The organism is Haladaptatus sp. SPP-AMP-3 (assembly GCF_049568665.1).
GTDB classification, from domain to species: Archaea; Halobacteriota; Halobacteria; order Halobacteriales; family Haladaptataceae; genus Haladaptatus; species Haladaptatus paucihalophilus.
The window spans coordinates 1-14,005 of the sequence record NZ_CP145901.1 but is presented as its reverse complement, the minus strand read 5'-3'; the positions used below and the strand labels follow the sequence as shown (position 1 = coordinate 14,005).

General features: G+C 55.3%; 8 protein-coding genes. 2 read left to right on the top strand and 6 right to left on the bottom strand.

Translation table 11 applies throughout. The features are described 5' to 3' along the window. Positions 1 to 363 precede the first annotated feature (363 nt). Positions 364 to 708: a hypothetical protein gene (locus V5735_RS20330; RefSeq protein WP_423746973.1), complete on the bottom strand. Its 345-nt coding sequence runs from the start codon at positions 706 to 708 to the stop codon at positions 364 to 366. 354 nt (positions 709 to 1,062) lie between these two features. Between V5735_RS20330 and V5735_RS20325 the strand changes: the two genes are divergently transcribed. Continuing rightward, entirely contained in the window at positions 1,063 to 1,314 is a 252-nt protein-coding gene (locus V5735_RS20325) for an ArsR family transcriptional regulator (protein ID WP_423746972.1), read from the top strand. 170 nt (positions 1,315 to 1,484) lie between these two features. On the opposite strand, the gene V5735_RS20320 is transcribed toward V5735_RS20325, so the two are convergent. Beyond that, on the bottom strand, positions 1,485 to 2,345 hold the full coding sequence (locus V5735_RS20320; RefSeq protein ID WP_423746971.1) for a DNA-binding protein: 861 nt from the start codon (positions 2,343 to 2,345) through the stop codon (positions 1,485 to 1,487). 672 nt (positions 2,346 to 3,017) lie between these two features. Between V5735_RS20320 and V5735_RS20315 the strand changes: the two genes are divergently transcribed. Next, complete coding sequence (locus V5735_RS20315) at positions 3,018 to 4,244, top strand: PQQ-binding-like beta-propeller repeat protein (RefSeq protein WP_423746970.1); 1,227 nt, start codon at positions 3,018 to 3,020, stop codon at positions 4,242 to 4,244. Positions 4,245 to 5,170: 926 nt separating this feature from the next. On the opposite strand, the gene V5735_RS20310 is transcribed toward V5735_RS20315, so the two are convergent. The 4 genes from V5735_RS20310 to V5735_RS20295 are packed head-to-tail and all read right to left on the bottom strand — an operon-like array spanning position 5,171 to position 14,005. Next, positions 5,171 to 6,676 (bottom strand): primase-associated protein, encoded by a 1,506-nt coding sequence (locus V5735_RS20310; RefSeq protein ID WP_423746969.1) that lies wholly within the window; start codon positions 6,674 to 6,676, stop codon positions 5,171 to 5,173. After that, a complete protein-coding gene (locus V5735_RS20305) occupies positions 6,673 to 7,572 on the bottom strand; it encodes a DNA primase (protein ID WP_423746968.1) in 900 nt (299 codons plus the stop codon). The genes V5735_RS20310 and V5735_RS20305 overlap by 4 nt, the downstream gene beginning before the upstream one ends. Next, positions 7,569 to 11,756, bottom strand: coding sequence for a hypothetical protein (locus tag V5735_RS20300; RefSeq protein ID WP_423746967.1), 4,188 nt, complete (start codon positions 11,754 to 11,756; stop codon positions 7,569 to 7,571). The genes V5735_RS20305 and V5735_RS20300 overlap by 4 nt, the downstream gene beginning before the upstream one ends. A gap of 32 nt (positions 11,757 to 11,788) precedes the next feature. Beyond that, positions 11,789 to 14,005 (bottom strand): VirB4 family type IV secretion system protein, encoded by a 2,217-nt coding sequence (locus tag V5735_RS20295; RefSeq protein ID WP_423746966.1) that lies wholly within the window; start codon positions 14,003 to 14,005, stop codon positions 11,789 to 11,791.

Here is a 14,005-nt window from a genome sequence, read left to right as displayed (position 1 = left end):
TGACTGCCGTGTCGTCTGCTGGTGCCGAAAGCCGAGGGTAATGGGCGATGGTGGTAAGTGACCCGATACAGCGGGCAATGGTGTCACTGAGAGTGTGCGTGTATTCGATGACCGTCATGGGAGAATCGGACTGGAAAGCCGTACAGTGGTAGATAGCGTGCTGTGCAGTCGTTCTTAGTGGTGTCGTCAGAACAAGCTGTGGTGCGTGGGTGGTCGATGGACGTGTCTCCCTCACCGTGAGAATCGTCCGGGGTCGTTTGGTCACCGTGATGCGAACGCAATCACCTGCCGAGAGCTGGTGGGTAAGTACGTTGGTGTCGCGTGGATTCAACGGCCGCGGGATGATCGCACGCTGGCTGGTCGTCATTCCTGCTCACCCGCCGTTGGGGTGGTGATGGCCTCGATACGCACATCAGTGCGGAGCCAGCTGTACCGGCCATCGGGTGTTCGCTCGTAGTGATCGAGTTTGGTCTCGGTGTGGTCGATCTCGTCGTAGTACCGGTACTGCAGTCGATAACGGTCATTGCAAGCAGTGGCGAAGTACAGCGTATATTCGCCCGGCTCGGGTCCACGGCAGGTGAATTCAGGTTCGCGGTGGTCGCACTGATAGACGATCCCCGTGAGTGTGCAGTTTGAGGTAGTGATTTGGATGCGATCGGTTGGATCGAGACTGAGAATCATCTCTGTGCGTGGCGAGTGGTTAGTCATTGAACCTCACCCCTCCACGGGTGTGAAAAACTTGGCTTCGTCTGTCGGTGGATGGTGGTTGGTAGGTGCTGCGGCTCTCGGACGGGACACTTTTGTCCCATGTTCTCGAATATATACATGGCTTCTCGGTAGAGAGCCAACTCGGATTCGTGTTCACGGCACGAATCCACTACATTCCTTTCGGAGGCAGTGAATTCCGAGTGAGCTCTTGGTGTATCCTAACAACTCTATCCTAATAAAATTGTAGCTCATATAGGCTACTACAGTATCTTTTATAGGTGACTATTTTCTATTATCGACGCGACTAAACGTGCTACCAGAATTGTCGCGGATATGCGTCCGCGGGTCTCATGGATGACGAACGCTGATGATACTATCCTTGAGTTTTTCGAGGATCATGCCATCGCCCTTCCCCCTGCAGCTGTTGCCTATAACATCGACTTCTCCTACTCTCACGTCCGCAATCGGATGCGAACACTCGCAGACCACGACCTTCTGCAGAAGGTTGACGAAGAAAAGGGCTACTACGAAATCACTAACCAGGGGATCGCGTACCTTGCTGGTGAACTCGAAGCGAAGGAATTAGAGTTAAATTCGGAAAAGTAGAAATACCCAGATTTGGGAGCAGAGGATTTTTCTGTGAGTCAATTCATATATTTTCAGCCAATCTCAGTGGTTATGGCTGCGCGCGCAGCGAGGCGAGCACGGAGCGGAGGGTGGGGCGGTGGGGCTTGGGTCGGTTCGGCATTAGCAAAAAAGAAGACCGCATTAGCTGGCTACGCGTCCCACCACCGACCGCGCTCAGGGAAATGCAGGGCCGACCACCCAGTGACGGCCACCGAGACGCGTCCCTCGTACCAGTTCTTTGCAACTGATCGCAACTGCACCCTCTCACCTTCCTCGACCATCGTCTTCCGCGACGCTCGCCACACGGTGAATTTGATGCGACCACTGTCGTCTTCGATCAGTCCAACTTGCTGGATCTTCGGACTCCCAGGAGTCCACAGCTGGGTAACTTGCCCCTCGATGCTCACCTCCTTCCGATTCACGTCCTGCACATCCGCGATCGGAATCACCTGCCCGGGGGCCGTCCGCAATTCTTCATACACACCCACAACTGCACCCATTATGCCTGTCTCATCCACGACGCGTTCAGCTAACCGCCGACTGATCGCTGCTCTTGACCATCCTTCAAGCTTTTCCGCTAACCGCATCGCCTGCTTGTTCACTGCCGCTAACTTCTCCTGAGCTAACTCCTCGCGGGGATCCCCTCTCTCCGGGTCACACCACGGATCTACACTTGCCGCTCGCTCCTGGAACGCACAGCGCCGCTCTCGACTCACTGCTTTCGATGCTCGCCGACACTGCACTTCCCGTTTCGAATCTTGTGATCGATCCCATCGCTCACGCGTTCGTGTGATTTCTTTCTCTCGTGCCACCATTCGCTCTTCTGCCGCCAACGTCAATCCACGTCCGACCCCATCTGGATGATTCGTATCGACTTTCCCTTGGATCGTCTGCTCAACCGATGGCCGCAGCTCAGGTGTTTTTTCAACGCCCTCGAATTTCTCTTCGCTACATTCAATCGCCTGTTCATCAACCGAAACTTTTTGACCGATCGTCTGTTTACTACTCATTGGAATACTCCAAAATTCCGAAGGCGCGTCCACTACCGCGTCTTTTCCGACACTCGCCACTACACGAGTCACATCTCTCCACTACACGAACTCAATCCGACTCCTGCGCGCTCGCTTGCGCCTTCGCGAGCGTCCCCTGGGCGCGAAGCGAGCGCGCGTTTTCGAAGGGACACGACCAGCACCGCGCGGCGATCCGCCCGACGCGAGCGACCAGCACGCAAGCCGGTTTCGTGTCCGTCGACCAGCGGGAGACGCAACCGAAAGCGCGCTTGGTGCTGGCGTCGAAACCAGATGCCCGGAACGGCCGCAGGCCGCACGCCCGGACTGGTCGGTCGCGAGCGACGCGGAGGGCGGCACGCGGCGAGCGGGGCGTGCCGTTCACGAATCACCAGTTAAACAGTGAGTACCAAATCTCGACTACCCGAATCGGGTGGGGACTGAAAGGGGCCGTGCGCTCGTCGAGCGAGCCGACGTAAGCACCGCAACGATGTGAGGAGCGCAGCGAGGCGCAGCCGTCGAGCGCGCGGGGGCTTTCGAGGTGATACTGTACCGCCCGGCGGCGGTTGATCCCACCAGAAAACGTATGCCATGGCTGTGTCGACACCTAACATGGCTCCACTGACGCGTCGCTCCCTCCTTCGACAGATGACGATTGGGGGTGGGATAGTGAGTGTGAGCGGCTGCATCGCTCCGACTATCCCAGGACTTTCGAACGGGAAGGGCATTCCCAAACCGTTCACAAACGACGCATACAAAGCGAGCTACGTCCCAGACGGTCGTTGGGGAGTTGAAGGCCATGATGGGGGACGAACCAGCTCTGCTGCGTCGACACTCCCACACGGCGATGTTGGCGTCGCGTGGCTTCGCCGTCCAGGCACGGACCCTCACGGAGCGACGCCACCAATTGTCGGTCCGAATCGTGTCTATATCGGCTATACTGAATCAGCAACAGACGCTAACAACCCAGACGCCTATCTTGCTGGGTTCGATGCGAAAACTGGCGCCCAGCAACTCGAAAAACATCTCGACACGGGTCGAACTGTGGGGCTCGCAGTGGCTGGTGACAGACTACTTGCTGTAACCCGAAGCTCAAACTACGACCAGGCAACCCTGACGGCTCTCACCCGGAATGGTGCGATCCAGTGGACCGACACGCTTCCAGACGTGACTGGCTCGCCAGCAGTTATGAACGGAACGTGTTACCTAGCAACGCGAGACGAGGAGAACGCAGTGTATGCCTATTCGCTCGATGGCACCCAACAGTGGCGAACATCTATCGATGGGGAGTGCTACACGGCGACCTGTGCGGATCGCGACGGTGTCTATGTCGGGTTAACCGACGGGGGTATCGCGGCGCTTGATGCGACCACTGGTGAGCAACGGTGGAGCAAACAGATCGCCACACCAGTTGAGTGTTGTCCGGTCATTCAGGCCACCCCCACGGTAGCCGACGGGCGTCTGTACGTCCCGGGCCTCGCTGGGGAACTCGTCGCAGCTGATACCGCCAATGGAACCGTTCTGTGGCGGACGACCATCGGCGACGAAGACGACGGCAACGCGATTCCCTCACCAGCAGTCACGGCGGACACTGCGTACGTACAGACCTATCACGGAGGGCTCGTTGCAATCGATATTGCAGACGGGTCGATTCGCTGGCGATCAGCCGAGAAGGAGGACAATCAACCCCCCGCTGCCGGTGACGGTGGTGTGGTCGTCCCACAGAATGACTCGGTTGTTGCCTACGAGACGAGTGACAGCCAGGCGTGGACGATTAAAATCCCGGTCCCCGACATCGGGATGGCGGGCTACATCATGGATACAGAAGTCGCCCTGGCACACGGGATGTGCTACGTTGGGGTCGCTGATGGTCGGCTCTATGCAATTGGTGCTCGTGAGTAGTCTGATCGTTCGGATGCCGATTTTGCTTCGAGATCACGAGGTCCCAACGGCTTCCTCCGCACTGTGAAAGACCACTTCGGCGTCTTCAACAGGGCTGCCATCCATATCTACTGCCAGTCTAACCACAAAGAAATCCGTCCCGCTTGCTGGTGCAAATTGACCTTCTCAATATGCTCTGAATATGATAAATGACGATGAAAGCCGGCGATTGTACTGCTCGCGATACTGGGGTACCACTCGACTCAATCCATGGTAGTATGTCCTCACTTGACCCACGACGACTGTACGCACTCTGCTCAAAATATACAATTGTTGAAACAATCGGGTGGTAGTGACTGCGACCTCCTTCACGAGGGATCGTCCATTGGTTGACCCCCCATTGTTGTTCTTTGTTGTCGGGTCGCCACCTCTCTCTGTACGGTTCCAAATGCTCCATTTTCTTTGCTCCACAACATTGATACTTCCGTGATTGTCGCGATCTTCGCCCTCCCTCGCAATTCAGCAATTACATACTCTCCACCTGCACCCCTGTACCCCACTATTACTTTGGAAGATTTTGGAGGTACAGATCGGCCTTTGGCAGCTTTAAAATTGCGTATAGATCCGTAGGGCTGGTTTCCGGCCGTAAAATCCAGCCTTAGGATCATCGAGAGCAGTTCTAAATCGTAAATGAAGCCTTACAGCTACTCAAACCGCTAATAACACCACTTTTCGATCTACCATCCAATTATGTAATTCATCCAACCTTAGGCTTCAAATTTCTTGTTACTATTCCAACCTTAGGATTTGGGGGGTCAAAACCGCTGAGGAGCCGAAAATCCTTGCATAGAAGAGCTACATCCAGCCTTAGGTTTGCAGCATTGTCGCCAACTGGGAAACAATAACTGACATTTGACTATTTTGTGGTAGAGTAGTCCATTTCCGGTTCAATTAGTTCCCAATGTCGATTGACTATCGAGCTGCTCGTACATTTCGTCCAGGAACGGAAGACTGCCGTAGATCGAGTATGGACACTGGTCGCGCCCGATGCAGTAGCGTTGCATATCATCGTTCGAACAATTCATTGGAAGAGGAATCTCGCCGTCGATCTCGTTCTCAAGTTCGTATCGAATCTGGTACTCCGTTGTCTCTTCATCGTACCAGGACCACCGGGAAAACAGGTCTTTCACACCACTGATGAATTCTGCTGTGCTTGCGTCTCGATACTGGGGCAACCACCATGCCATCCGCACGAGATTAAACAGGTCTTTGCGGACCGGTTTTTTCTCCTGGAGCCGTTCGTCCATCGCCGCCAGGCAGGGAAGTTCAAAGAGGTCCTCGAGATCGTCGATATGAATCGGTTGTGCACCATCGCTGTACTCGGTAAGTGTATAGCGATTTTGCCAGGCCTGTTCGACAGTTACGCTCGCGTGATTTTGCATCGCGGAGAGGATGTTCCCGAGGCTTCGTGGGGTCGAAATCGCGTCACAGGCGTGTTGTTCCCACAGTTGATCGGGCTCATAGGCGTCCAATGCATCATAGAGTTCTCGTGCTGTCTGCGATTTGCCCAGCTGCGCCGTGTCAGCGTCCGCCGCCTTGACAGCGTTGACGATCGTCAGCAAATCCCGCTTCTGTCGGCTCCAGTTCTTCCAGAGGCGATGAGTTTGCCCAGCGGCGAAAAAGCGGTCGATCCGCTCGGTAATCGCCGACTCATTTGCCGTCAGCCAACTTCGTTGCTCGGGCGTGAGCGCTTCTTCTTGAGCTGTGAGTAGTCGTCCAAATGCATCCTCGGCATACGATCGATACTTCCGCATAAAATCCGAGACTGGGACGTAGAGGTGGTTGTCTGCGACGTGTGCCTGGATTTCGCCCTGTTGGTCGCCGTCACGATCTGTCCGTGCCAAGCATTTCCGCGAGGCAGCGACGAGTGGAATCTCAAGATAGTATCCGTCACCGAACGCAGGGCGTGTCGTGATGTCTGTACAGACGCGTCCAGAGTGAGGACCGTCTTCACCAGGCTTTTTCGCATAGAGAATTTCGGCGATCTCCTGATGCAGGGTGAAATCATCATACTCGCGAATGAGCGAGCCGATGTTGTTCACATAGAGTTCCCGCAAATCCTCAAGAAGTGCGAGATGACGCGGGGGTGTCTCTTCGAGTTTCGGGTGATCCATGATACAGACCGCACCAAGAGTGGTAAGGACTGCGAGCATTCCTGGATCATCAACATAGGGTCGCTCTGCGGCCTTCCGACGTGTGCTTGGCGCAAATGCATCGCACGTGAATCGCTCGATATCTGCAAGCAACTTCTCTGTTTCTTGCGTACCGTCGACCATCCAGCGCTGATATCCACGTTCAAACAACTGTGTCAACTGGTACTGATCTTCATCACGCGGCAGTGCCGCCACTCGATACGCCATATACTCGTCGTTTAGTGGTGTCGTTCGGCTCATGTCGTGAGAAAACTGGGGGTAGCTTCGGTTCGGAAGTCGAAATCCGGACTCTCGATCGGTTGGACGATACGCGAGACATCAGCGTGCAGCGAGTATGGCAGTCGCAGTACGCGGCGACGGTCAGCCGTGACAACCGGATCGATGGGGATCTCGTATTCTTCGAGCAGCAGGTCGTTGATCACTTCCCGACTCTGTTCGTCGTAGCGATGTTTGTGGTCAGTATCAAGCAGATAGACGTGACATCCCTGTCCCGAGTACACGACCATCGTTTCCGTGGCTGCAAAGTCGTCCTCGAAGATTTCCTGGACAGCAAATCCGTATTCGAGAGCCTGCTCGATATCCGCAAATGCGTAGGGGTAGCCCTCGGGTGCGCTGTCGAGAATGCCGGCATCGCGAAGCTGGTCAGATCCGACTAATTCCGTGGACTCGGCGGTCGTTTCTGTCTGAGGCACAACTCGTTGTTCCGCAATATCTTTCGCGTCGATATCGACGGCAAGCACCCACGGACGCTCCCAGTGGTCAAGTGCATAATAGACCGCGTTCGGTCGGGGCTCGGGCCGTTCGAGGAGATCCTGATCGGCAAGTGCATAGTTACTTCCGTGGAACGGATCGTGCCGAGCTGGATACTGGATGAACTCGACCAGCTCGTCTAGTGAGTCGAAGTGTTGTGCGATTCGATCTCCTGAGTTGCTTGTCTGCCACGTCTCCCGCCGGATGAACGTTCGATCGGGTGTATTCTGCTTCCGAACGGGATATGGCTCGCGGAATGCGAGAGCGTATTCCTTCGGTCCCTGGACAGTAATAAACGACGGCAGCACGTCGGTTTTCCCTGGGAATGACTCCGTGTAGTAGGTATGAAGCTCGTCGCGAGTTGCTTCGCGCCACGTCGACATCATCGCTCTGTGTCAACCTCCGTTTTGAGACTCCGGAACGTATTCACAGCGGTCATGCCGGGGATTGCCTTTTGGCTGAGAGCGGCGCGAAGCGCACTGACGGTCTGTTTCTGGGTGGCAGTCAGCGAAAGATCGAGCGGACCAGTCTCGATGAGCGTGTCAATCACATCGGTAGCACACGCTCGATCTTCGAAGGCCCACGCAGCGTTTGCATCGGCCTTCGCGAGCTTTTCGTAATCAGCGACCACGGCGTCCGTGTTATGACTCGTCGTTTCAACTTCGCCGACCCAACAGAGGTCGTCTGAGGCGTCAAATCCTGCAACGTCGAAAATAGTCCCCGAGTCGTGCTGATAGTAGCGTTCAGTTCGATCGACATCCTGGTACTGGACAAGCCACTGTTCAAGAAACACGACACCGGCTTTGTGCGGGGTTTTCTCGCCAAGATCACCAATTCCCGGGTTCACAGCCAGTGATCGGTCGAGGAAGGTTCGCCCGGCTGGCAACACGGTGTAGTACGTCTGCCGGAAGGCACGATGCTTCTCGAGGAACCCCTTCTGTATGAGTGTCTCCACGTTGAGAGTGGAGAACGGCTCGTCGAAATCGGCCATACTCTCTGTGAGTGAGTACTCCTCAAGCTGGTGGTTCATCGCATCGAGAACAAGGCCCAAGAATGCTGCCTCATCGCGTGTCACACCCTCTGCTCGGAGCGTTGTATCGGGAATGTTCGTCGTTGCGTCGCTGAAACGACCTGCTGCCGTCGTATCGTGAGTCTGTGTCTGTTCGGGTTCTGGACGTGGCTCTGATGTCTCTTCCTCCGACGAGACGGATTTAGCAGGCTCATCGAGCGATGCAAACTCTTGGATAGAGATTTCGATGCCGTAGTCTTCGGCATGGGCTGCGATTTTCCGGAGTCGATCGAGGAGGTCACTCGTGGAATCAGTCGTTTTGTGCGCTCGACGAGCGGCAACGAAGACCTCGTCTTTCGACGCAAACTGACAGCAGGCGCTCGCTCGTCGCTCCTCAGACGCCGTATATTCGGTGCCACAGAGATCACAGATGTAGCCATCGGTCTCCGTATCGTAGTGAACGTGCTCGGAGAGTGCAGCATCATCGGGTTCGTCTCCCGTGTTATTCGTGTCTGTCGGCTCTTCGCCACTAGGTCCATTTTGGGTACCCGTTTCTGTCTGCTCGGACGACTGGGAGTTCGGTGTGTCGTCGGGTGGTGACTGCTCCGTCGTCGGAGCGCCGAACATGGAAGCATCTCCGAAATCCTGTTCGTCACTCGGTCGGTCGCTGGCCGGTGTGTCTCCCATACCCGTTGGGACCTCACCGTCTGCGGCTGTGCCTGTGTCGTCACTCACACCTTCTGTACCGAAGAAGGGTGTCTCGGTTGGCGTGCCACCGTCGGCAGCTTCAGTGTCGGCTGTGTGCTCTTGAGACCCGTCTGTGCCTGCAGTGTTCGCATCACTCATCTCTGCAAGCGTGTCCCGTGCATCGTCATGCCCAATCTCGTTCGGACGATTGGGGATACTGCATTCGGTCTGGGTTCGTCGTCTGACCTGCGGACGGGCCATCTCTTCAAAGAGGTGGCGTGCGTCACCGGCGAGTGGCTCATCACTTTCCGGGTGGCCTTCTGGAATTGGCAACGGAGCAAGCGAGAATGTCGTCGGATCGGTTTTGCCAAAACCGGGACTCGGGAGTTGCACGATCCACTCGCCAGACGGCAATCGTTGTATCCGCTTGCTGAGATCCTGCTTAGATAAATTCTCATGAGCCATTGATTTCGCGAGCTCATCGTCAACCTCGATATTCCCGATGATTTTCGTCTTCACGTTGTTCAAAATCTCCTTATACGGTCGATTTGACCGACTGTGATCATTCACTTGGTCGGGGTACTGCATGATCAGGCCAAGGCTCACGCCGAATCCTCGTCCTTGGGGCAAAAACTCCTCATAGACGAGTTCAGAGGTCGCAACCGCTGCTGCCTCTTCAATAATAACGTTCGCAATCTTCTCGTCACTGCCCATTGGTTCTTCCTCGCCTGTCCTGCTCTCATCGGACCATCCTTGTGCGGCATCCCAGAGGTTGCTCAGCAGAACCATCGTCAACGCGTTGCGCGAGTCGGTACGCAACTCACCGATGTCGAACAGAATCACCGCATCTTCATCGAGAAAATACCGAAAGTCGAAGACGTTCTCGGTGTATTCGTTGGCTTCGTCGTCCCACTCAGGAACGTGATTGAAGATCTGATAGAGGTGTTCGAGTTCGACCAGTTTGTTCAATCGATTCGCAGCCCCACCCATTGACTGCTGGAATTGCGCCTCGTCCAACTCACATTGCTGGAGTAACGCCCGCTCGATGTGGGCATTCTCTGCACAAATTTCCGGGATGATGCGTTCATGGCGCATCTGATAGACGGCCTCAATGAGCGTATCGAGACTAAACGCATCTTGCCCGTATTCCTTGTCAAACAGCGCTTTGATCAAGAACGTCAGGATCTCGTTCGCAACGAACGCTCGATCGTGCGTTTCTTTCCCGAGAATCAGCCGCATGACTTCGTGAAAGTGCTCGACGGTATCCTGGATTGCATCTTCGCGGCGCCGCCCCATTGCAAGCTTAGGACGGATATCGAAAAACGAGAACGCTGGAAGCATCTCCGGCGCATCAAAGTGATAGACGTTGTCCAGCATGCCGAATTTCGCGTAATGGGCTTTGAGGTAGTTTTCAACCATTGCATCGCCTTTCGACTCAAGTAACACTGTTGGACCGCCGACGTGCTCACTCAGTGTGAGCATGTCATTCTGGACGCTTTTGGACTTGCCCGAGCCAGTCGAGGCAGCGCGAATGTAGTGTGTAACGAGTGTCGATATGTGGGCATAAACCGCGTCATCAAGGGGTTGGTTTCGATCTTTGAGCGGCAGCCCAATCGCCATGCCGGGTGCTGATAATCGGTCTAACATCTCCGGTGCTGGGAGTGCCAACGGCTGGCGGAGCCGCTCTTTGCCACGAGTCCCACGAGCGCCCTCAGTGGTCAGTGTATGGGCACTCGGTACAGCCACGAAATTGGCGAGTTCGTCCGCATTCAAAATGAGCTGCGAGCGTTTGCGCCCTTGGCGAGAGATGTTGAGTGACCGATCGAGCAGCCGTTTGAGCTCTTTCTTTGCTGGATCGCGAATATTGGTCAGTCCCTTCGCGAGACGGCTCCCGTCGAGTTCATAGTACGCTCCATCGAGATGATTGAACGCGTTCGCAAGTGCGTCGACCTCACTCTGCACCGTTCCAATAGTCGTCTCGGTAGCGTCAGAGGGTGGAACTCCCGCTGCACGCATGTTTACGAGAAACGTTTGGGACGGGTTTTTCTGGTCGATGAGTGCCTGCCGGGAGGCAGCTCCTCCACTTGTGGCGTTTGGTGACTGTTGGATATTCTCCCCGATCTGCGGTGCGTCTCGGCCACGCCGTCGATCGCGAATCTCTTCTTCGTCATAGCCCCGAAGCATATCTCTGAAATTGGTCTTCGTGGTCTGGACGAACCCATCACGTTTCGTCTGAATATTCTCTTTGCGAGTGTTGGCCGCTTTCTCCCAGTCCGCATACCGAGTGAAGAGCACTTGCAAAACGGTGGGGGCACTCGCTTTTGCAAGCCGCTCGACGGCCGTCGCAAGCGGGGCTTTCGCCGATGCACTGTCACCATTATGTGTTGCGTGGAGCTGGGAATACTGTGTGAGCGGCGTCATCCAATCATCAGTGCGGGTTGCCACGCCCTGCCACCGAGCCGCGATTGGCGACCGGTTCAATAGTTCCGATCGCGCATCACCGATCGGCTGGAACTCGACAGTATCTTCGTCGGTATCCGTATCGGGTTCCCTGGTGGATGGCCCGAGAAGTTCGTCGGGAAGTACGAGTTCTTCCTCTGAAAGATTGTAACTCGCCGGATATGCAGTAGTCAACTCCGAGCGGACCGTCGACAAGAGCGATTCGTCAGTGGCACCGAGATAGAAGCGCACCGGCGTTTGGTTCCCCTGTGTGAGTGCGAGAAACTCGAACGTTGGGGCATTCTTCTGAGGGAGATATTTGACTTTCCAGCCAGATTTGAGCTTGCGTAGGCCGGCGAGACGAGAGATGATATCGGAGGGGGTAACACGTTCGTGGGCTGGTTCAATTCGAATGTAGCGACGTGTGCTGGTCATGGGTGGTGAATTGGTTCCTGTAATTTCGTGCGTTAGCTGGTCGGTGTGGATTCGCGGGCCTGTTCGAGCAGTGATTGAGGAATGTCGTACTCTGCGGCGCGTCCGTCCGCAAGCAGGTAGGAGACATCGCCTGTGTCGAGCGCATTCTGCTCGATGAGATACTCCCACGGGTCGAGATCCTCATCGAGGACGTGGACGGCAAACTCATCCACGTGGAGCTGGATACGCTTCTTCCAGTCGTTGACGAGCAACAAGCTCTCCGAGTGGGTCCCGTCTTCACCCGTCTGTGCGGAAGCGATGAACCGCTGTTCGTTGTGCGTCAGATCGTGAGCGGAAATCATCTCCTCGCTCACCGATTCGTGCCGGAAGATTTGCTTGATGTTGCAGAGATTGTAGATTTCGCGGGCTTTCTCCAGTGCGTCCGCGGACTGTTCAGTGGACTCAACGAGGAATTCATCCACCGTTTGGGAGATCAGCGTCAGTCCGGTGTTGAAGTGGCGACTATGCCGGATGAACAAGTCGATCAAATCCGTCGTGGCTGCTCGGCGCAACAGATAGTGTGCTTCGTCAATCGTCACCTGTGTACGCCGATCACTGCTTTGAGCCCGCTGGTAGATCCAGTCGAACATGACGTGCATAAACAGCGGCGCTTGTCCCGTATCGGAGAACATGGACATATCGATGGTCACAAGCCGATTGTCGAGTTCGACGTTCGTCCGGCCGTTCAGATTCGCGTTCTCGCCGCCTTCCTGGAAGGCTTCGAGTCCGAGCAACAGTTGGTAGGCTAGCCGCTCGTCCGTCTCTCGGAACCGATCAGCGATGTCCTGGACTTTCGAGGCAACTCGTCGTTTGTCGGCATCAGGATGATAGTCGAGGAACTCAGTGGGATCATCGCCATCGGTGATGTGTTCGAGAATATCGATGATATCCCCGATAATTGGACTCGTGTTCTCGTGGGTTACTGGATCCTCGGTGATTCCGTACTGGTAATAGGAAAGCAAGACAGCACGCCGAAGAATCCCCTCTTGCTCATTTGAAAGCGCTTGGCCATCACCCGATGCAAAATGTAGTCGGAATAACTCCATGACCGACCGGTACTTCTTGAGGAACGGATCTTCAACGACGTCGTCGATCCCACGACGGATTTCGAGTGGGTTGATCGTGTTCTCACCACCAAAGCGGATGACTTGCCCACCAAGATCCTCTGCAAAGTCGACGAAATCCGCCAGTGGATCCAGGACGAGAAGCTCGATTTCGGGATCCATCATCATTCGATGGAACATCTCATACTTCTCGGCGAACGTCTTCCCCGAACCCATTTCACCGGCAATCACTTTCGAATACGAGGAGAATCGATAGCGATCGAGGAGAACCGGAGTATGTGTCCCGTCGAACCCGTAGTAGACGCCCTCGTTATCCGCCAACGCTGGCTCAATGAAGGGGAACATGGTCGCGACAGCTGTCTCTTGCATCAATTGGGTCGCCTTGATCGGATCATTTCCGAGCGGTGCAAGCGCATCCTGTGACTCGACCTGGCGTTTCTCGAGTGGGACGGCTTCTGTATTGGCCTTAGCAATGATCTCGAGTGCACGCTCGGTCGCCTCGTTCAATTCCTGCTTTGAATCGGCAATGATCTCGAAATAGATGGCAAACGTGAACAGCTTCGTCTCCCCTCGGATGATATCCCAAATGAGATCGGAGACGGCCTCATGATCAGATTCGAGTTCGTGGGTATCACTCTGATTCTTTTCGTCTTTCCGATACAGACGAGCGCGGAGTTGTGTGAGTCGATTGCGGAGTTTCCGCAGAATCTCATGGGAATCACGCGGCCGAATGTGCTGTGTGACTCGGATGTTATCGTGCGTTGTATAGAGGTCATCAAGCCACCCGAGCGGAACACGCTCCGGATAGCCGTGGATGGTCATCGTGCGCACGTACTGGCCACCACGAACCATGTACCCCGATTCTAGAAGCCCTGAGTGCTCGGAGATCTCGTGTGGGGCGATGATATCCCGGTCGGCCAGTGACTGTTCAGTCTCGTCTTGAAGAACGCCAAGACGAATCTCACCGTCCTCGGCAGTTTCGAGTTCGAGCAGATGTTTCGCTTGGGCCTGGATATTTTCCTTCGAGAGTTCGTCGCCATTCGCTTCGAGAATAGCAGTCGCTCGGTCGAAGACCTCATCATCCATCTCATCGAGCCCAGGCTCACTCTCCAACCCTGGAATGAGCGACCGGAGGCGAGAGCCCAT